This is a genomic window from Westiellopsis prolifica IICB1 (genome assembly GCF_004323185.1).
GTDB lineage: Bacteria > Cyanobacteriota > Cyanobacteriia > Cyanobacteriales > Nostocaceae > Pelatocladus > Pelatocladus prolificus_A.
This window is the reverse complement of record NZ_NAPS01000001.1, coordinates 1,082,601-1,102,176: the sequence shown is the minus strand read 5'-3', so window position 1 is coordinate 1,102,176 and position 19,576 is coordinate 1,082,601. Positions and strand designations below refer to the sequence as shown.

At 39.1% G+C, this 19,576-nt stretch carries 18 protein-coding genes; 10 read left to right on the top strand and 8 right to left on the bottom strand.

Translation table 11 applies throughout. The annotated features are described in order from the left end of the window. Position 1 precedes the first annotated feature (1 nt). The 4 genes from B4U84_RS04745 (at position 2) to B4U84_RS04730 (ending at position 4,401) form a co-directional block, all read left to right on the top strand. Positions 2-1,714: an ABC1 kinase family protein gene (locus tag B4U84_RS04745; protein ID WP_017309517.1), complete on the top strand. Its 1,713-nt coding sequence runs from the start codon at positions 2-4 to the stop codon at positions 1,712-1,714. Between the two features lie 184 nt (positions 1,715-1,898). Further along, complete coding sequence (locus B4U84_RS04740; protein ID WP_017309518.1) at positions 1,899-2,273, top strand: hypothetical protein; 375 nt, start codon at positions 1,899-1,901, stop codon at positions 2,271-2,273. Between the two features lie 408 nt (positions 2,274-2,681). Then, positions 2,682-3,455 carry an ABC transporter permease gene (locus B4U84_RS04735; protein WP_044451559.1) on the top strand — a complete coding sequence of 258 codons (774 nt, stop codon included), beginning with the start codon at positions 2,682-2,684 and terminating at the stop codon, positions 3,453-3,455. A gap of 49 nt (positions 3,456-3,504) precedes the next feature. Beyond that, positions 3,505-4,401, top strand: a complete 897-nt coding sequence (locus tag B4U84_RS04730; RefSeq protein ID WP_131115821.1) for an ABC transporter ATP-binding protein — start codon at positions 3,505-3,507, stop codon at positions 4,399-4,401. 82 nt (positions 4,402-4,483) lie between these two features. On the opposite strand, the gene B4U84_RS04725 is transcribed toward B4U84_RS04730, so the two are convergent. The 3 genes from B4U84_RS04725 to B4U84_RS04715 all read right to left on the bottom strand — a co-directional run bounded on the left by B4U84_RS04725 (position 4,484) and on the right by B4U84_RS04715 (position 10,017). Then, on the bottom strand, positions 4,484-7,645 hold the full coding sequence (locus B4U84_RS04725) for a substrate-binding domain-containing protein (RefSeq protein WP_131115819.1): 3,162 nt from the start codon (positions 7,643-7,645) through the stop codon (positions 4,484-4,486). A 429-nt stretch (positions 7,646-8,074) separates the two neighbouring features. Beyond that, positions 8,075-9,184: a precorrin-8X methylmutase gene (locus tag B4U84_RS04720; RefSeq protein ID WP_131115817.1), complete on the bottom strand. Its 1,110-nt coding sequence runs from the start codon at positions 9,182-9,184 to the stop codon at positions 8,075-8,077. A gap of 8 nt (positions 9,185-9,192) precedes the next feature. Further along, on the bottom strand, positions 9,193-10,017 hold the full coding sequence (locus B4U84_RS04715; protein WP_017309524.1) for a PD-(D/E)XK nuclease family protein: 825 nt from the start codon (positions 10,015-10,017) through the stop codon (positions 9,193-9,195). 619 nt (positions 10,018-10,636) lie between these two features. Here B4U84_RS04715 and B4U84_RS04710 point away from each other — a divergent pair. After that, the gene (locus tag B4U84_RS04710) at positions 10,637-10,915 is read left to right on the top strand and encodes a LapA family protein (RefSeq protein WP_017309525.1); all 279 of its coding nucleotides are present in this window, start codon (positions 10,637-10,639) and stop codon (positions 10,913-10,915) included. A gap of 81 nt (positions 10,916-10,996) precedes the next feature. Here the strand turns inward: B4U84_RS04710 and B4U84_RS04705 are convergent, their stop codons facing one another. Next, positions 10,997-11,635, bottom strand: coding sequence for a lysophospholipid acyltransferase family protein (locus B4U84_RS04705; protein ID WP_131115815.1), 639 nt, complete (start codon positions 11,633-11,635; stop codon positions 10,997-10,999). 169 nt (positions 11,636-11,804) lie between these two features. On the opposite strand from B4U84_RS04705, the gene B4U84_RS04700 reads away from it, so the two are divergent. From B4U84_RS04700 to B4U84_RS04685, 4 genes are all read left to right on the top strand, one after another. Continuing rightward, positions 11,805-12,716 carry an alpha/beta fold hydrolase gene (locus tag B4U84_RS04700; RefSeq protein WP_131115813.1) on the top strand — a complete coding sequence of 304 codons (912 nt, stop codon included), beginning with the start codon at positions 11,805-11,807 and terminating at the stop codon, positions 12,714-12,716. A 407-nt stretch (positions 12,717-13,123) separates the two neighbouring features. After that, positions 13,124-13,489, top strand: a complete 366-nt coding sequence (locus tag B4U84_RS04695) for a hypothetical protein (protein WP_017309528.1) — start codon at positions 13,124-13,126, stop codon at positions 13,487-13,489. A gap of 243 nt (positions 13,490-13,732) precedes the next feature. Continuing rightward, the gene (locus B4U84_RS04690; RefSeq protein ID WP_017309529.1) at positions 13,733-14,269 is read left to right on the top strand and encodes a Dps family protein; all 537 of its coding nucleotides are present in this window, start codon (positions 13,733-13,735) and stop codon (positions 14,267-14,269) included. Between the two features lie 106 nt (positions 14,270-14,375). Beyond that, positions 14,376-15,143 carry a ChaB family protein gene (locus tag B4U84_RS04685; protein WP_017309530.1) on the top strand — a complete coding sequence of 256 codons (768 nt, stop codon included), beginning with the start codon at positions 14,376-14,378 and terminating at the stop codon, positions 15,141-15,143. 106 nt (positions 15,144-15,249) lie between these two features. Here the strand turns inward: B4U84_RS04685 and B4U84_RS04680 are convergent, their stop codons facing one another. Both B4U84_RS04680 and B4U84_RS04675 read right to left on the bottom strand, forming a co-directional pair. Further along, a complete protein-coding gene (locus B4U84_RS04680; protein WP_131115811.1) occupies positions 15,250-15,648 on the bottom strand; it encodes a TIGR02588 family protein in 399 nt (132 codons plus the stop codon). Continuing rightward, entirely contained in the window at positions 15,645-16,544 is a 900-nt protein-coding gene (locus B4U84_RS04675; RefSeq protein WP_131115809.1) for a TIGR02587 family membrane protein, read from the bottom strand. Before B4U84_RS04675 ends, B4U84_RS04680 begins: the two co-directional genes overlap by 4 nt. A gap of 356 nt (positions 16,545-16,900) precedes the next feature. Between B4U84_RS04675 and B4U84_RS04670 the strand changes: the two genes are divergently transcribed. Next, positions 16,901-17,083 (top strand): CsbD family protein, encoded by a 183-nt coding sequence (locus B4U84_RS04670; RefSeq protein ID WP_131115807.1) that lies wholly within the window; start codon positions 16,901-16,903, stop codon positions 17,081-17,083. Between the two features lie 180 nt (positions 17,084-17,263). On the opposite strand, the gene B4U84_RS04665 is transcribed toward B4U84_RS04670, so the two are convergent. Beyond that, positions 17,264-17,539, bottom strand: coding sequence for a GlsB/YeaQ/YmgE family stress response membrane protein (locus tag B4U84_RS04665; protein ID WP_017309534.1), 276 nt, complete (start codon positions 17,537-17,539; stop codon positions 17,264-17,266). Positions 17,540-18,057: 518 nt separating this feature from the next. Beyond that, positions 18,058-18,777, bottom strand: a complete 720-nt coding sequence (locus B4U84_RS04660; RefSeq protein WP_131115805.1) for a response regulator — start codon at positions 18,775-18,777, stop codon at positions 18,058-18,060. Between the last annotated feature and the right edge of the window lie 799 nt (positions 18,778-19,576).

Genomic DNA, 19,576 nt, shown 5'->3' with positions numbered 1-19,576 from the left:
AGTGAGCCTGCAAACCCCTAAACAAAATAATCGACGCTACGATCCTGATGAGATCGCAAAGTTTTACCGCTATCGTCCTTGGCTAGCTTGGAGACGGGCGCTCAGGATTATTTGGTCTTTTGCCATATTTATCTTGAGTTTGAAGTTAGATGAGTGGCAAAATCAAGTTGAGCAAAACAAACTTAAACGAGCTACTCAACTACGGGAGTTACTAACACGTTTGGGGCCGACTTTTATTAAAGTAGGTCAAGCTTTATCAACGCGACCGGATTTAATACGTAAAGATTTTTTAGAAGAACTGGTAAAATTGCAAGACCAGTTACCACCCTTTGATAATGCGATCGCCTACCGACTCATTGAAACCGAACTAGGTCGTTCCGTCGAGGAAATCTACAGCGAACTATCACCTAGTCCCGTTGCTGCTGCTAGCTTGGGTCAAGTTTACCGGGGTCGTTTGCACAGTGGCGAAGAAGTCGCGGTAAAAGTACAACGTCCAAATCTCCGACCAGTTATTACCCTCGATCTCTATTTAATGCGATGGGCTGCGGGTTGGCTAGCCCCTTGGCTACCTCTAAATCTGGGTCACGATCTTAGTTTGATTGTAGATGAGTTCGGAACCAAATTATTTGAGGAAATAGATTACCTCAATGAAGGTCGCAACGCCGAAAAATTTGCCACTAACTTCCGCAATGATCCAGATGTGAAAGTACCAGCTATTTATTGGCGCTATACTTCCACAAGGGTTTTAACTTTAGAGTGGCTGAATGGATTTAAGCTCACCGACACCAAAAAAGTCAAGGAAGTGGGTTTAGATCCGGAAGCGATCATCGAAATCGGCGTGACTTCAGGTCTACAACAGCTATTAGAATATGGTTTCTTCCATGCTGACCCCCACCCTGGAAATTTATTTGCCATGCCTGATGGCAAAATGGGTTACATTGATTTTGGGATGATGGATCAGTTAGATGAAACTACTAAAGAAAGTTTAGTAGATGCACTGGTACATCTAGTTAACAAAGATTACAGCGATTTAGCCGCAGACTTTGTCAAGCTGGGATTTTTAACACCAGATACAGATATTTGCCCAATTGTACCAGCCTTAGAAGCAACATTAGGCGATGCAATTAATAAAAACGTCGGGGATTTTAACTTCAAAACCATCACTGATCAGTTTTCACAACTGATGTATGATTATCCCTTCCGGGTTCCAGCCAAGTTTGCTTTAATTATTCGTTCCTTGGTGACTCAAGAAGGTATTGCTCTGAGCCTCAACCCCAACTTTAAAATTGTGGAAGTAGCTTATCCTTACGTAGCAAGACGTCTGTTGACGGGCGAATCTCCACAATTGCGCCGACGGTTATTAGAAGTGCTATTCAAAGATGGTAAATTCCAATGGCAACGGTTAGAGAATTTGATTGCGATCGCTCGTAGTGATGATAATTTTGATGTTTTACCGACAGCCAAACTTGGACTAGAATATCTCCTATCTGATGAAGGTAAATATCTCTGGCGACAGTTGGTATTAGCTCTCACTGAAGATGATCGCCTGCATACCGAAGAAGTTCAACGTTTGTGGAACTTGGTTAAAGATGATTTACAACCAAATCGATTGTTCGATGTCGCAATCGGAGTTTTGAGCGACTTATCCAAAGAGAGAGTTGCAGCAATATTACCTTCGGTAACTGCGATCGCCAATTTTGGTATGAAGTCCTGAAAGTTTGATACAGTAAGCCTGGAACTAAAGTTTCAGGCTTATAGATTAAGTCCGTTTCAACGGACTTAAAAATACGTTCACTCAGCTTTAGAATCAGATAATTTTCGCAGTAGAGACTAGCAGGTGCAACGTCCCTACACATCGGAAAATCATTTTTCAAAATTCATACCAATCAGGAGTTTTCATGTACTACTACCCTTCACATCCGCCATATTTACTATTAATTTTTGGTTTGTTTGCTGCATTAACCTCTGGTGTAGCATTAGCTGGAACACTAAAGATCATTGTGAACAAATGGCGGAGTGATGGAGCAGAAAAATCCAATTCCCAGTTGTCGATTAAACAATTATCCGTGCCATTTCTGGGAATTACTGGCGGTGTCGTATTATTTATGTGTTCTGGTTTTGAAATATTTGGTTTTCCACCTTTGCTTGCTTATGCAGTCGGTATACCAGTAACTATTTTGACTTCGCTTTTAGTTTGGTTGCAGTTGGGAAGTATGATGTCTTTTGTACAACGGCAAGGAATGCAATCTCTTGATTTAGACACTTTGAAATAAATATAATTGATTTTTGGATTATTCAATTTTTTTGGTGTCATAAAAGAAACCCGATCGCTTCCATGCGATCGGGTTTCTTTTATGCTTCTTCTACGCAACATTACTTAACATTTGTGCTAACTTTAAGGTATCTTCTGGAAAAAGCGTTATCTTTGGCTTAACAAGGCAAGATTAGGGAGCATCCCAAATGTTCAAAAAAACTGCGATTTCAATCGCAGTCTTATAGTGAAAGTCTGCTTAAAGCAGACTGTTTGATTTTATGAAGTCGTATAAAGACGACTTGTGCTATTAGCTAAGGGTTTAAACCGTTTGCTTTGCGGTATTTTGAAAAAATTGGGATGCTCCCCAAGATTATTTAGTCGTATGATTCACAATACTTACACTTAAAGTTGTAAATAAATTAACAAAATGAAATTATGGTGTGAAGCGATCGCTGTAACTCAGCGTATTTTAATTGAACTATTACGGCGAAGACGTAGCCTGATTTTTTGGATTATTTTTCCTATTTCTATTCTGCTGATCAACGGATTTGTGTTAGCAGAAAGCATGAAACTATCAACAGAGCAAGGTTTTGAATATGCTGCACCTTCAACTTTGGTGGGAGCAGCACTATTTTTTAGCTGTTTGGGTGGTAGTGTCGCAACTGTCGTCTCAGAAAGAGAACAGCAAACACTCAAACGCTTATTTATTTCACCTTTGAGTGGAACATCCTATTTTGTAGGGATTTTTTTAGCTCATAGTTGTATTGGTTTTGGGCAAACATTAATTATTTATACTATTGCTGCTTTTTGGGGTGCTACGTTTAAGGGTTCCGTCTTTCTGGGTGCAATTATTATATTTATGAGTATTGTGGCTTATGTTGGTTTAGGCTTTATTTTGGGTACTCAATTAGCGCGTCGTACTGAAGATGTAAACTCCCTGGTAGCTGCTTTTGGTGTCCCTTTGTTGATTTTGGGCGGAGCTTTTTTCCCGATTCGCTTTTTACCGAAAGCATTACTTGATCTTGCCAAAATCAACCCTATTTATCACATGAATCAAGCTCTTTTAGCAGTCTCAACACAGGGGAACAATATAGAAGATATTGCGTCTAACTTCCAGTTCTTATCAGGGTTTACTTTGATGATGATTTTGGGGGGATGGTTCTCTTATCGCAGAATGGTAATCCTAGAAAGAAGACTTTAAAATTCTTCGCCCACAAGGAGACGATGAATTTGCTAATGGGTAATGGGTAATGCTTCATATAGAAAAGCTGAATAAGTCTTTTAAAAATAGGAAAGTTCTTCAGGATTTAACATTCCATGTAGCTCCTGGAGAAATTTATGGTTTACTTGGTGCAAATGGAGCAGGAAAAACTACTACAATTAATATTATATGTAATTTATTAAAAGCAGATAGCGGTGTAGTCAAGGTTAATCATCAGTTCGTTTCAGAAGCAACTAAAAAACTCATTGGTATTGCTCCACAAGAAAATTTATTATATAGGGGTCTTTCTTGTGAAGAAAACATCCAATTTTTTGCCAAAATTTACGGTTTAGACAAAACACAAAGACAAAAACAAATTAAAGCCACTTTAAAAGCTGTAAATTTATTAGATAGAGCTAAAAGTCCGGTAGAAACCCTCAGTGGCGGAATGCAGCGACGCTTAAATATTGCTGTAGCTTTGGTACATCAGCCGAAGTTAGTAATTTTAGATGAACCAACTACAGGTTTAGATATTGAAGCTCGATATGAGATTTGGGAATTAATTAAACAATTAAAAAATCAAGGAATTACTATTTTATTAACTACTCATTTATTAGATGAAGCAGAGCGTCTGTGTAATAAAATTGGTATTTTAAAAAATGGACAGATTTTAGCTGAAGGTAGTTTAGAACGATTACGTACCTGTATTCCAGCTACAGAAATTCTAGTAGTACAAACTCCAGAAGCAGAAAAAGCGATCGCACGGGCTATTACATGCGGTTTTACACCCCGGCGTTATGGTAGCGATTTAGCATTTTGGTTGCCGGAGCATTTAGAATTAAAGGATATTATCGCGCGTTTCGATGGTATTAATATTGACTCTATTTCACGCCAACCAATTAGATTGGAACATATTTATCTAGAATTGACCGGGAATAGGGAATAGGGATCTGCCCCTTATCCCCAGAGGGGGCCCCACCTGCCCCTTATCCCCAAAGGGGACCCCTACCTTCCCCGATCCCCGATCCCTATTCTTCAGGATTCTCCTGAGAAAAGTGCATACGAATGGTTTTAGCTCGCTGACCATTAGCATTTGTTGCTGTCATAACATAGTCAATTAAGCTGTCTGTAAAGGGAATACGCAGGTGGAAAGTACCATCTGGTTTGAGTTTAATTGCATGACCAGCAACAGCAACACTTGAACCCGGTTCAGTAGCTCCGTGAATAATTAACTCTGCATCAGCAATAAACCAGAAATCTTTCTCTGGGCGACTGAAAACACGAGCAACTGCGGAACGTGCAAGTAATAGCCAGTTATTATCTGCTGTGGTATAACCAATTTCAGCCATGTAATTGCGATCGCCAGTCGGAATAGCTACATAGCGATCTTCTGTGGTCTCTTCACATTCGTACTGTTGCACCAGCACAGGATTTTGATAACTCAGATCAATGTCGGTAGCATCATATAATCGTAGTGTAAATTGGGAACCACCTTGCGATCGCAGTGCTTGTTTGGCTTCATCAGATACTTGCCAAGAAACGTAAGCCCATTTCGGAGTACGCGGTGTGAGGACAATAATATTGTCTGACTCTACATTTTCTGGTGTGACAGGTGCTGTGGTTACTGGGGTAGGTTTGTCCACAATACTAGTCTGTGCTGAGTCAGGATTTTGGTTTTGATTGTTGCTAATGCCATAAATAGTAGCCCACGAACCAATTCCTTCAACTGTCGATGGAACTTGTTCTGTGGGATGAGAGGTAGTTGCAGAAGGGTCTGGTGTTGGGGTAGTTTGGGCTACTTCTTCTGTGAGATTAACGCTTGGTTCGGCTGTATCTGCTACTTTATCTAATAACTCTTGGGATACTTCTGGTTGTTGTGGGGTAGTTTCTACCTCTGAGTCAACAGTACTATCTTTTGGAGTAGATGTATTTTCCCAAACATCAGGTAAATGAGGATATTCAGTATTGATAACTATTGACGGTGTTTGCAAATCTAAAGGTTGTTGATTTGTGTCAGACTCTTGAAGAAGGGTCGGGCTTTCCTGTGTAGATGTGATTTCTGTGACATTTGGTAACTCTAGTTCCGGCGGTTGAAGAAGGGTCGGGCTTTCCTGTGTAGATGTAATTTCTATGACATTTGGYAACTCTAGTTCMGKCTGTTGARGAASRGTYGGSSTTTCCTGTGTWGATGTWATTTCTATRACATWTGGCAACTCTAGTTCCGGCTGTTGAGGAAGAGTTGGCGTTTCCTGTGTTGATGTGATTTCTATGACATTTGGCAACTCTAGTTCCGGCTGTTGAGGAACAGTTGGCGTTTCCTGTGTTGATGTAACTTCTGTAACCTCAGATGCTGATGGTAATGGTGTTTGTATGAGAGTTGCATCTTCCCAAACATCTGGTAATGGAGAATAGATATTTACAGATGGTGCTTGTGTTGGTGCTTTCACTTCAGTGACATCACCATTGGATGGCTTCTGCTGTGTAACATCTGAGTGTTGAGCAGATAATATCTGAGTATTGTCCTGCACTAATGTTGGTTGCGGATCAGATCCAACCTGAGCATTTTGCGACATTTGGGGATAGGACGCATTGACAACAGTCACAGGCCCTTCTAAATCTAATCCCGAATTATTAGCTGATGGTACTTGTACAGAATCAGATGATGAACGATTGATGTCTCTAACTGGTGTTTGCACATCTTGCTCACCAGCAACATCTGTCTGATCTTTCGCAGTCATTTCTGTATTTTTTTCAGACCATTTTGATACTAATGTGCTTTCTCCTGCAATTGCAGTGGCACCAGCAATACTAGCAGCAACAGTAGGAGTTAAATGCTTGGCTGTATTTTGCTCAGGTGGGATGCTACTTGCATCTTGTGTCACATCACTAGGTGTTGTTTGAGTTACAGAGTTAACATTTGTTGTCTGTGGTAACTTGGTGACATCTGAAGAGGAAGCAGGGGGAGTAGAGTCAATTGTAACGTCTGCTATCTGTGCTTTGACATCGGCAACGACTGGGCGTTTTTTTCGTAAAAACCATAGTACAAATCCGGCACCAGCGCCAAGGATGAGTGCCAAAAGTGACCATCCCAATATTTGTTGATCTTGGTTTATTTGATTGCTCTGGACACCAGGGGTTAACGTAGAACTATTTGTAGTATCTGCTTGAACTGTGGTGATGTTGTTTTCGCCTGTTGTTGGTGAGACGCTAGCAGCAGATGTAGCATCTGTGCTAGATGGAGTTGTGGCGCTAGTGTTTGTAGTTGCTGTTTGGGAATCAGCAGATACTATAGCAGCGATCGCGTCTGCTTCTATTTTTCTAGCTGCTTCTACTGCATCTTCACCTGGTGCATTGGTGACAAAGCCAAGAAAAGAGGCGACATTGAGACTAGGATTTTTCTTGTAGACGTATACTAAAGGCTGTGAAAAAGGATATCTAGAATTGCTGGGTAAAGTTCGATCCACCTTGAGCGATCGCACACCTTCGAGTTTTGATACCTGATTAGCCAAAACATAGCCAATACCGTCTTTACCCAATTGTTTGACGACTTCGACTGTACTATCTTCATTTAGCTGAGTTGCAGTTGCACCAGTTTTAAACTCGGCTTTCTCAAAGACTGGGTAATTGCGAAAAGACTCACGGACATCACTATTCGCTGGACGATCAATCACCCGGATTTTACCCTTAGCTCCTCCGACTTGTGACCAATCTGTAATTTCTCCTCGAAAGATTTTGGCAAATTCCTGGTTAGTCAGGTTTCCTTTGAAGGGGTTATCTTCACCAACTATAATCGCAATCTTTTCTCGACGTAGACGGAACTGTTCTAAACCTTGGTTTTTTTCTTCTGGCGTTAAACCACGACTAATCGCTGCGATATCTATTGTTCCTGCTTGCAAAGCTTGCAGCGCCGCATCTGCACCATTAGTAGCAACTTCCACCTTCACACCAGGAAACTGATTTTCAAACCGTGTTTTCATGGTTTGATTAATCATATTCATGCTATTTGAACCATCAATCCGCACAGTAGTACCATTTGGTACTTCTTTGGGTTGGGGAAAAGACGGAGCATTGGTAGATTGCGCCAGTGCAAAGTCTGACACCACAATAGAAACTGCCATGGGAGTTGTTGCTAATGCTAACAACAACGCCAAACTGACTATTGAGTTATCTTTTTTTTCTTTTTGCCACATATATATGCCCTCTGATCAATAAGTTAGAGGAAATTAGTTAGAGTAAACGCCAAAAAAGTCGATTTTAATCGCTTTTTTTCGGTAAACGCGCTAATTTATTGTTTTAAGGTGAAAATTGTATTCAATGCTTCAGTAGAGATGCGATTAATCGCGTCTGTACAATGCAGTATTAATCGCGTCTGTACAATGCGGTATTAATCGCGTCTGTACAATAGTCATTGGTCATTGGTTATTGGTAAGGTTTAGCCCTTTGATTTTTGGTCAGGAGTTTGTTTGACATAATTTTTGGATAGTATTTTAGTTGAGATATTCTCCTATAAAGATAAATTTTTACTGCAATAATTTATAACTGGCATGTTAAAACAGATTCTTGGCTAAAAACCATACTTTGTCAACTTCATGCCAAAATCTTCCTACACCCTTACACCCTCAATGATTCAGATAACAATGACAATCAGGTTTCTCAATCACTGACTCAACCAAAGCATTGAGTGCAGTAGCTGCTAATAAACCACCTCCGACAGTTCCTTCCACCACAATCCAAGCAGCGTTTGTTTGCATCAGCTGTCGTTTAGCTGCGGGTGCATGGCTAAAGCCAATCGGCATACCAATTACTAATGCTGGTTGAATTTGCTGTTGTTCGATCGCTTGGCAGATTGATAATAAGACTGAAGGCGCATAACCTACTACTAAAATGCAATCTTTTGTTACTTTTTTTAACTGATCTCGCCATTGTTGATGCTGCCAAAAAGCTTGTTCAGCCTCAGCGGCCGTAGTCACGTGAGGATTGTCAATCAAAGTTTCGAGACGACATCCCAAATGAACTAGTCGCGTTTGATCAACCGCTGCTGCAACCGTGGGAATATCTGCAATCACTTTACATCCTAACTTGAGAGCTTCCCGACTTTTGGCGATCGCTCCCTGACTCAACTTGACAAACGAGACTAAACTCACATCTCCACAAGCTAAGACTAATTGAGAAATCAGGTGTTGTTCAATCTCAGAACGTGCTGATAAATCTGGTAATAAGTGTTGTAAAGATTCATGAAAGTCTTCTGGGTGAGCATGAATTTTAGCGTCTAAGCCACTCCAGAGTTTTTCTAACTCCCCTAGTCCGACTTTTGTTTCTACTTCAATTAACTTGAGTTGAGCAAGAACTTCAGCTTGGATAATTTGACAATCGCGATCGCGCCCTAACAAACTTTCTAATGCAGATGCAGTTTGTCGCAGTTGGGAAATTTGCTGCATCACAGTTTGATATTGTTGTTGTAGTTGCAGCATCAAATTTGCATCGGGATTTTTTGGTGGTTCGACTTCCAAAATTTGGCGAATATGATTGAGTTGAAAACCCTGTTGTTTTAATGCCACTATTCGCTGCAATCGGATGACATCTGTATCTGTGTAGAGACGATAATTGCTATGCGATCGCATAGGTTGGGGTAATAATCCTAACTGATGGTAATGTCGTACCATTCGGGGCGTAATCCCACCCCCCACCGCCTCAGTTAGTTCTTTGATCGTCAAACTATTCGCTTTCATAATTCAGACTAGACTGTTTGCGAAGCCTTAAAAGTAGAAAATTCACATATAGAATTAAAGGGGCAAAATCGACAGTGGTAACCAGGATTTGGCGGAAAAATTTGGCTAAATTTCTGAGTTTGTTGCTGATATTTTTGCAAATCTTTTTGGTGTTTTTGAGCAATATTAGCTAATTCTAACTCCAGAAAATCTAACTCACCTTTACTAACACTAATTAATTCCGATTTCTTAGAAAATTCTAAATTATAAAAAGAAGCTATAGCTTTGTGTTTAGGGTAAAGATAACGAGCTGCCAATAGATAAACTAATGCCTGACGACGGTCAAAAGCAGATTTACCAGTTTTAAAATCTAAAATATGTAAATTGCCTGAAGATTCGATGAAAATACAGTCCATCGTTGCATACAAGCGGAAACAATAATGTTTTTGATCAATTAAAATTGGTTTGGGAAATCCTTCATCGCCACGGGTTAACAAGACTATACGTTTACCTGAAAGCAATGGTTCATTGTGATATTTCTTCAAAATTTGCAGCACACGCTGTTGCACTTCATCAGGCGAATTGCTTAGTCTCAGTAGTTCGGCAACTTTTTCTACGCCGTCTGACTCATTTAATAGATATCTGTGGTGATGAAATTCATAAACACCTTTTTGTGCTAGTAAGCCTATACGCTGAGGTGGTGTAACTTTTGTTAACAGTGCTTTAACTTGAGGTTCATGTTGACGTGCTTTAATATATCCTCGTCTCATTTGACAGTGCCAACGTTGTTGCCCAGATGCAGGAGCAACTAAAGACCAAAGATGATAACTGGCAAAAGGTCGTTGAGTTGACATTACTTAGCAACTGTGAGGTCAAGACGGGTCATAACATCAGCTACACAGGCTTTACTCACTTAGTAGCCAAGTAGCTAATCAAACTGCTGCCATTTAAGTGATGACAGATTCTGCTTGGACGGTAAAAATTGCTGAACGGTGTTATGCAATCTTAATAATAAGTGACAATTCACCTTACTGAAATTCAGCTTGGAGCATTGATATTTACTATTAATAGCTAAAACTCAGCATCTGAGTATGGCATTAAATATATCCCTGATTTTGTTGTGATTGCCACTCTAGAAATTACTAAATACTATTGTGACAAATATCTGATCTGTATGGGAGGCTTCGCTTACCAACATTTTTGCTGGCTGCTCAACATCCACATTTTCACCTGTGACTCTAAACTAGACTAAATGCTAGTAGCTCCACATCTAACAGAATGGGGAGAATATTTGGAATACCTCGTTATAAAGTCTTGGTTAAAAGTAAAGTACGATGCACTATATTGTACTCTTTGTCTATTTCTAGTGGTTGTGTAAATGAAGATTTGCAACAATAATATTGACAAAAAGTTAGATAAATTATCGTTTAAAAATAAAAATATCTAGATAGAAAATTAACAGAACTAATCACCATGAAAACTCTTGCTACTCTACTGACAATAATTATTCTAGTTTTTTGGATAATGTCTGTTGCCCTGATCTCAGTACAAAACGCTACACCAGTATCTTTAAAATTTCTAAATTTTCAATCAATTCAACTTCCAGTAGGCTTATTACTGGCTTTCTGTGCAGCGGTGGGCATGATTGGCATGGGTTTGCTACAACCATTGTGGAGACTCGCTGGCTCTGAACAAAGTAATTCTAATGCACAAGATGACGCAGAATTTTTTGTCGATGAAGAAGATTTTTAAGTCAGTTATCAGTTATCAGTTATCAGTTATCAGTTAGACGCGAGGAACATCGCGTCTGTACTTAACTTTATTTGTGCCGACTTACCGTCCTTGTTCGTGTAGTGCATTAATGGCTGTAGCACATTTTTGTGTTAATGCTTCTAATTCTTCTTTGTCTGTAGAAGTGGGTGCGGGTATCAGTTCGCCAATTCTCACTGTCACCGGAACTGCACGAGGGATAATGACACCTTTTTCTTCTATAGCCTGTGTCCCCCACAAACAAACAGGTAACAATGGTGCTTGTGCTTTAGCGGCTATTAATGCTGCGCCTCGTTTTGGGTCGGTAATGCGTCCATCAGGAGTGCGAGTACCTTGTAAAAAAACACCTACAGCCCATCCCTCATCAAGATATTTTAGGGCTGCACGAATAGCAGTGCGATCGCTTGTACCGCGGCTGACTGGGTAAGCACCATATAATTCAATGGCTTGTTTTAAAACTGGGACTTTAAACAGTTCTTCTTTAGCCATATACGCCACAGGACGGCGTACACAGTTGGAGATAATCGGCGGGTCATAATTACTAGCATGATTGCTTACCACCACCAAAGGCCCACTCAAAGGGACATTTTCTACACCATAAATCTTGCCCCGAAAGTAAACATGTAGCATGGGGCTAACAACAGACCACTTAAAGGCTTGGTAGAGTAATAGACTGGCTAACGGTTCGCGGTTTTTGCCCACAGAAGGTAATTGAGAAGGTAATTGAAATCAGACAAAATTAAGGATAAGCGATCGCCACTACTTTTGTACAACTTCGCTTAATGCTTCATGAATTATTTGACACTCACACCACGAGGTTTGAGACTTGCAACTAAATTATTAATAATCAATCATAATAAAAGGCTGTCTAATGTCAACTAACTTATTATCATCTCCTACTAATTTTGGTATTGGTGGAGTAGTCAAAGAACTCACCTGGAACTGGGAAAATCAGCAATTGCGGATTGTTTATGAAACGACTGGAAATGGCTCGCCGCTATTGCTACTTCCTGCTTTTAGTACTGTATCTACACGAGAAGAAATGAGTGGGATAGCTAGGTTACTTGCTCCCTATTTTCAAGTTGTCGCTGTAGATTGGCCAGGGTTTGGAGATTCTTCCCGTTTACCTGTAAATTACAAACCTGGAATCTTTGAGCATTTTCTAGAATATTTTGTTACCTCTGTATTTAATTTTCCTGTAGCAGTTGTTGCTGCTGGTCATAGTGCTGCTTATGTTCTGCAATTAGCTCGGAAAAATTTCTCAGTATTTTCACGATTGGTTTTAGTAGCACCTACTTGGCGTGGTCCCTTACCGACAATGGGTGTAGACCGACAGTTAGCAGGGGTATTTAGGGAAATAGTGCGATCGCCTATCGTAGGACAAGTACTCTACAAGCTCAACACTGTCCCATCTTTTTTAAGTTTTATGTACCGTCGCCATGTCTACGTAGATGCTGCCAAACTTACTCCTAGCTTTATTAAGCATAAGTGGCAAAATACCCAACAACCAGGAGCTAGATTTGCACCTGCTGCTTTCGTAACTGGAAATCTCGATGCTGTACACAAACAAGCTGATTTTTTGGCGTTGGTTCAAGATTTATCTGTACCTTTACTGGTGGTAATTGGAGAATCCTCTCCCAGCAAATCCCGTGCTGACATGGATGCTTTGGCTGCATTAAGCGGAGTCCAATCAGCAATTCTTCCTGGTTCTTTAGGAATGCATGAAGAATATCCAGAAGCAGTGACAGAAATAATTTTGCCTTTTTTGAGAACTGATACGTAAAGGGAGACAGCATTTTCCCGGATGCAAATATAAAGCCGCCCTACTTGCCCACTAGGGGGGACGGCTTATTCAATAATTTAAAAGAACCATTATTAGTTTAATTAATGACTTATTAATTAATTATATACTCTGACAAATATATATATAAATATCTACCTCTAGAGAGAGTATTTTGTCAAATTTTATATTCAAATTTTCAGTCTACAGGTCGATTCAAGATTCCTAGATTCCCGACTATAAAATTACTATGCACGCATTGAAAAACATCAATGCGACATGCAATCAAGAAAACTTTATTGAAGCAGACAAATAAAAATAGATGCTAACTAAATAGCGGCATTTAGAATTTATCACTGCACAATGTTCTCTTGATTTTATATTATTTTCTGACTCGTGGAGAAATTAAAATGCAAAAAACTATTTCTTTGTTAGGTTCTATTTTGCGTCCCGTACGTTTTCTAGTTGTAGCTTTTACATGTGCTTTGCTACTATTCTCGAATGCTTTTCCTGCTGCTGCAATCGAAAGCTATCAAAGTAACCCAACAGAAGCTACTGATCAATTGCTTGACACTCAACGTGAAACTGACGAGGTAGCTAAATCTGCTCCCCTGGGATTGAAAGAAACTCAAAAGCGTACCAGTGGTGGAGGACTGAACGAAGTTCAAGGTACTGCTGATGCTAAGAACATGAATCGTCCTGAAAATTCTCAAGATGCAGTTTCAGTAGAAGAAGAAGTAAGCAACTTCCTGAAAAAAGTAACTGGTAATAAGTAATCAGCATCAAATTTCTTTCGCCCCAGTATATTTCACTGGGGATTTATTTTTAAATAGGCATCCAATAATATTAGCTGAAATCTATACATAGACATATATTTTGAAATATTTAAAAATCAAAACATTTTTCTGATGCAATAATGCTCGGTTTACAAAAAAATTCACAATCATTCTTTGGATTGATGTTGTGAAGTTAATGAATTGCTGAAGTTATAAGAGGAGTTAGCTTAAGGATTAGAAACAATGCGCCCATTAAATATTGGTTTGACAGATGAACAACGTCAAGGTGTTATTGAACTACTAAATCAAGATTTGTCAGATTCCTATCTACTGGTAGTAAAAACCAAAAAATTCCACTGGGATGTAGTCGGGCCTCAGTTCCGCAGTTTGCATGAAATTTGGGAAGAACAGTACGAACAACTAACTGAAAATATTGACGCTATTGCTGAACGAGTTCGTGCTTTAGGTGGTTATCCCATTGGTACAATGGAGGGATTTTTAAAGGTAGGTACTATCAAGGAACAAGCTGGTAATATCCCCGCAGCAACCGAGATGGTAGCTTTGTTGGTAGATAACCACGAGCAAATTATTCGCAATCTTCGTGAACATATTGATCGTTGTGCTGAAGAATTTCACGATCAAGGAACAGCTGATTTCCTCACAGGATTGATGGAAGGTCACGAAGAAGCAGCTTGGATGCTACGTTCCTTTATTGAGGGAGAAGAATTGCAACCTGATGGTTCTAAACCAGAAACACGAAAAACACCTGTAGGTGTCTAACTTAAGGTAGAGAGAAGTAAATAAATCGGCGTCAAAAATTGAATGTTCGTAGTAAGTGCTTAAGCACTTACTACGAACTCAAAAAATAATAAAAAAGGAGTATTCAATGGCGGCAGAATATAAAGCTGAACGCACAATTACAGCTGTATATAAAGAACAGAATCAAATTGATGATGTGATTCGGCGTTTGCTTGACCGGGGTGTACCTAGAGATCATATTTCGGTCATGGGTAGAAACTTTAAGTCAGAAACTCGAATCGCTGGTTTTATTACGAAAAAAGATGTAATTCTTGGTGGTTTAAGAACAGGAGCAATTTTTGGTTCCTTTTTTGGTTCTTTGCTAGGTTTACTAACAGGTGTTGGTGTACTATTCATTCCTTTTGTTGGACCAATTGTAGCAGCAGGCCCAATCGGTGCATTATTACTCGGTGCTGCAAGTGGAGCGATCGCAGGTAGTGCAGGTGCTGGTTTAGTATCAGTATTAGCGACTTTGGGTATGCCAGAAGATAAAGCCACAGTATACCAGACTCGTCTGCAAGCTGGAGAATTCCTAGTTATGGCAGAAGTTCCAGCTGCTCGCAGTGGGGAATTTCAAATACTCATGGAAAGTGCTGGTGGTGAAGAAATTCACACAATGGAAACAGCATTACCCCGTCCCTGTGCTGGTCGTTGCAGTGGTCCAGAAGATTTATCTCCAGAGGTACGGTCCCATCTTTCCAGCGAAGCTCAGAATACATTTATTGAGCGCTACAATACCATCTTAGATGAAACAAAGGATCAAACCAAAGCAGAACAAGCAGCTTGGGAAGCGATTCATCAAAATTTTGATGAAGATGACAACGGTGTTTGGTCTAAGAAGAAGGTGGCTGTTTAGTCATTGGTCATTGGTCATTGGTCAATTGACAAATAACAAATAACAATTGACAAATGACAAATGACAAATGACAAATCACTACAAAAATATAACGCACAACGAGTTTTTAAGGTGATTTATAACTACCAACTCGAATGGTTAACTGACCTTTGCGGGGGTCTTGGTTAAATACAAACGCTCCTTCTTCCTTTTCACCGCGAGATAAAAAGTCTATTTGTTGTTCTCCTGTTTGGGTGACTTTTCCTTGGATTTCTAACTCAGCTATCAGTTGTACTGACTCGGCTGTTTCTCCGCCTGTATTAATAATTTCAAACGGAACATAAAATTGTCCATCAGCTTCCCAAATTTTCTGTTTATTACTAACAGAAAGAACGGGGGGTTGATCTTTTTCATTTATCCATATGTAAGCGACTAAGCTTACAATCACAGCCAGGATGAATAAAGAAATACTTAAAGTAACCCATTCCGCAGGAGAACGTTTTGGTTGTTCTTGTTCTGTGTTCATATAGCCAACCTACCAGCAGCACCACCAATTGTGCCAGGTAATCCTAATAATAATGTGTATTCCAACCACATTCTCCATGGATCGCTAAAAGTCAATTTTTGAAAAAACCACAGCATAAAAGCTGCTGCTATTAGTGATACTAAATAAGACATAATTGTTTCACTGATTGGTCTTTGAAAAAGACCTCGTTGCTGTTTGCGTTTTCGCTGATCCGAAAAGCCCGCTTCAAATACAATCGCATAGGAAATCAGCAAGGATACAGCAATCATCGCTATCAGTCGTGGTGGTGAAACCGCCGCCGCTAACATGGGAATTTCATCTGTAGGGGCGATGTTAAATGCGATGACGATCGCACCAATTAAAGTGGCTCCAATATCTGCAAAGGTGGCATATAATTCATCAGATTTGTGATTACCAGTTCGTTTGTTTTCCTGAGATTTTGTTTGTCTGTCTGAATTAGTTGCGCCGCGAGTATCTCCCAAAAATTGATTCGCTAGTGCCACGCCAAGAGTAAATGGTACGCTTTCAAATACGATTTTGCCGAGAATTTCTCTGAGGGAAGTTTCTGATGTTAGTTCTTGTAATAACAGCAGTATCAATGTAGAACAGGCGATTCCAATCGCCATTGCTTCTACAGTGTCTGTGAGTGCTTCGTAAGATCGATTACCATGTCTACGTTTGCGAAAGCCTTCTGTACGGTTGAGTAAGAAAACCACTATAAAAGTCAGTGCGATCGCTAACATTACCATTGACGGTTTAGCAATAGATCCAATCCACCAAACTTCCATCGTATAAAGTAACGGAGTGCCAAATAAAAAGCCGCCACACATTCCTCTAACAATATCGTTGATTTCATGTGTCCATATTTTTTTTTGATGTTTATTTCTCACACCCATTATTTTTTATCTGTAACGCTTACCCATAGTATTTTGTGTCTGATCATCTATCTTAGGAAATATATAGCAATTCTAAATCATAAGCCCTTTGGGCAGGCTGCGCCAACGTGAGAGGCGAGATCCCCGACAACTCTTGCGAAGTCGGGGATCTGGGATTCCCTGTTTTCTCACAACTCAATTAGGATTGCTATATTAGCTCTCAGATTTCTAATTTAGTTATACATATAATTTATTGTCAAAAAATATATCTTTTGGTTACTTATATATAAAAATATATATCTACAGCTCGATGTTTGAGCAAAAAATTAATAATAATATTTATTATGTAAATAAATCATCAAAATCAAAATAAAATTATGAGTATCGAAAACAGAATAGAAGCAACTGCTAAAAACATTGAAGGAAAAGTTCAAGAAATAGTAGGCGAAGTAACTGGAAACCCCCAGGATAAAGCCGAAGGTCAAGCAAAGCAAGCAGAAGCAAATCTGCGCCATACTGTTGAAAACATCAAAGATGATGTAAAAAAGTCCTTAGATTAGTAAGAGATTAGACCTCTGAATGGTCTATAACAACAAGATCCCCGACTTCTTAAAAAAGTCGGGGATCTGATAGCATTTAAATTTTTAGATAAACTTTAAATAAACTCAGTTATGAAAAAAGGTTAGCACCTAATTAAGTTGGCTCTAACCAAAGTTAAAATATACATACGCAAAACGATCCTAAACTGCACTTCTGCGTGTAATCAAACTCCAGATAAAAATAGCAATTATTGCACCAATGATGGCAACTATTAAACCTGGAATGCTGAAAGTTGCTCCTGTAAGTGCTAAATTACCCGTATTTAATAAATTAAATAAGCTTCCTCCAATTAATGAACCTATGATACCTAACAGCATTGTTGCAACTATTCCACCACCTTGGCGACCAGGGTAGATTGCTTTAGCAATAGCTCCCGCAATCAAACCTAAAATTATCCAAGCTATAAGATTGATCATAATTGCTATTCCTCAAGTATTTATTTTTAGTATAACGAATATTAATTCTCAACTTTTCTATCTCAAGTTCAGTTGAGACTCTATCGCAAGAGAGAAACTATATATCATAGTTTCTATCAATCAATTAGTAAAATAAACCTACGAAAAAAAGATTAGTAGTTTTTAGTTAATAGTTTGTCGGTATAAGTGCGATGATTGCCGTCTCTATATAGCCTTAAATTTTAGTAAAAGGGTTAATTTTTGGCTCAGTGAAAGTGATATAAAATGTTGATACACTTCTGAGTTCAATGTAATAATTTTCAAATATTAAAGGTCATGCATCACATTGATGAGTCTCATGTGTTATGACTTCTGTTTTTAACCCGTGATATTTTGAATTTTTATAAATAAAAATAAATTTGACTAAATAATTCAATAAAGAGATCACTTAGCAAATTTATTTGCTTACAACAAAAGATGAACAGATCTAATCTAATAAGAAGGCTGCGCTAAACCTTCAAGGTATAGCGCGGTTTGATTCACACTACTAACCCTGAGCGCAGGGCGCGAACAGCAGCTTGGGTGCGGTCATCAGCACAGAGTTTGTTTAAGATATTACGAACGTGGGTTTTAACAGTCCCAACTGTAATATAAAGTTTTTCTGCGATTTGCCCATTACTACATCCGGCTACAATTAACTCAAGAATTTCTAATTCTCGCTGAGTTAAAGGATAAGTTTCTAATACTTGCTCGTATTCTGGTGCTAGAGCATCTATTTTTACAGTCTTAGGCTTATCAACAGACTGATTTTCGGGAAAAACTTGTCGCATTTGTTGTAATACGACGTTGGCGATCGCCGGATCTATCCAGGAGTTACCTTCGTATGTTGCTTGGATTGCTTCTGTTAATCTTTCAATACTTGTATCTTTCATATAGTAAGAATCAGCACCAGCAGCAAAAGCAGCAAGTACTGTATCCTCTGAGTGTTCCATTGTCAGGATGAGGATTTTAGTTGTCAAATCTCCTGTCTCAGTTTGCCACTGTCTAAATCTGCGAGTCAGTTCAACACCATCCATATCTGGCAAGCCTATATCTACCACAGCAACATCCGGCTTGGCACTTTCCAAAAGTTTTAAACCCTTAGTAGCATTTGCAGCTTCACCGATAACTCTAACTGTGCTGTCGGTCTGTAATGCTGCTTTTAGTCCCATTCTTGTCAAGTCATGATCTTCAATTAAAACAATACTAATTTCGCTCATTGCTACTTATACTCTCTACTAATTTCATCTGTCGTAAGCCGACATTTAGTGATTCGTTTTTTGTATTTTACAAAACCTAAGATAGATGATCTTTTAAGAAATTTGCATCCACCAATAGAAATAGTCATTTCCAGGTTTGTTACTCACGTGCTAGATTAAAATCTAGCCAAGGATATATGGCAAAATCATAAATGATTATGGAATATTGACCTAAACTAGAATTGGGCGATACTGTGGGTTGCTAACTAATCAATTTTTCCCTGTGAAAGTAGCAGGCAAAAATTATGTTAGATACAATTTTTAAACAATAAATTCATCATAAATTTACAAGCACTTAATATGTGCTGTAGTGATGAAAAATTATTCAAAATAAATCTATAAGCTGATATGCGCTTAGATTAAATATTCTTGCGTTAGGACTGTCCGTCCAGGGTCAACAGTCCAAAGTCCAAGCTAGTCTTTGACTCTGGACTGTTGACTTTTGACAACCTGATCGCAAAATATACAATTTAAATGCATAACAGCTTAGTATTAACTCAAGTCTATAGCATGGGAATCCGGTTTGGTTTATGAACTTACTCGCGAAGGCTCTTAGCGGGGAACTCTTAACAGGGAACAGAGCGTGTACTGAGTTTTTTTCAAAAATCAAACAGGAGTCCTATTGAGGCTATGCGCTGCATGACCATCTAATACTCCAACACAAGTTTGAAGTACCTCAACACAAGTTTGAAGTACCTCAACACAAGTTTGAAGTACCTCAACACAAGTTTGAAGTACCTCAACACGAGTTTGAAGTACT

Excerpts from the sequence above, each read along its gene's own strand:
- B4U84_RS04700 (WP_131115813.1), top strand. The coding sequence starts at position 11,805 with ATGTCAACTAACTTATTATCATCTCCTACTAATTTTGGTATTGGTGGA.
- B4U84_RS04715 (WP_017309524.1), bottom strand. The coding sequence starts at position 10,017 with ATGTCAACTCAACGACCTTTTGCCAGTTATCATCTTTGGTCTTTAGTT.
- B4U84_RS04660 (WP_131115805.1), bottom strand. The coding sequence starts at position 18,777 with ATGAGCGAAATTAGTATTGTTTTAATTGAAGATCATGACTTGACAAGA.
- B4U84_RS04685 (WP_017309530.1), top strand. The coding sequence starts at position 14,376 with ATGGCGGCAGAATATAAAGCTGAACGCACAATTACAGCTGTATATAAA.
- B4U84_RS04665 (WP_017309534.1), bottom strand. The coding sequence starts at position 17,539 with ATGATCAATCTTATAGCTTGGATAATTTTAGGTTTGATTGCGGGAGCT.
- B4U84_RS04720 (WP_131115817.1), bottom strand. The coding sequence starts at position 9,184 with ATGAAAGCGAATAGTTTGACGATCAAAGAACTAACTGAGGCGGTGGGG.
- B4U84_RS04740 (WP_017309518.1), top strand. The coding sequence starts at position 1,899 with ATGTACTACTACCCTTCACATCCGCCATATTTACTATTAATTTTTGGT.
- B4U84_RS04675 (WP_131115809.1), bottom strand. The coding sequence starts at position 16,544 with ATGGGTGTGAGAAATAAACATCAAAAAAAAATATGGACACATGAAATC.
- B4U84_RS04670 (WP_131115807.1), top strand. The coding sequence starts at position 16,901 with ATGAGTATCGAAAACAGAATAGAAGCAACTGCTAAAAACATTGAAGGA.
- B4U84_RS04730 (WP_131115821.1), top strand. The coding sequence starts at position 3,505 with ATGCTTCATATAGAAAAGCTGAATAAGTCTTTTAAAAATAGGAAAGTT.
- B4U84_RS04690 (WP_017309529.1), top strand. The coding sequence starts at position 13,733 with ATGCGCCCATTAAATATTGGTTTGACAGATGAACAACGTCAAGGTGTT.
- B4U84_RS04735 (WP_044451559.1), top strand. The coding sequence starts at position 2,682 with ATGAAATTATGGTGTGAAGCGATCGCTGTAACTCAGCGTATTTTAATT.
- B4U84_RS04680 (WP_131115811.1), bottom strand. The coding sequence starts at position 15,648 with ATGAACACAGAACAAGAACAACCAAAACGTTCTCCTGCGGAATGGGTT.
- B4U84_RS04710 (WP_017309525.1), top strand. The coding sequence starts at position 10,637 with ATGAAAACTCTTGCTACTCTACTGACAATAATTATTCTAGTTTTTTGG.
- B4U84_RS04695 (WP_017309528.1), top strand. The coding sequence starts at position 13,124 with ATGCAAAAAACTATTTCTTTGTTAGGTTCTATTTTGCGTCCCGTACGT.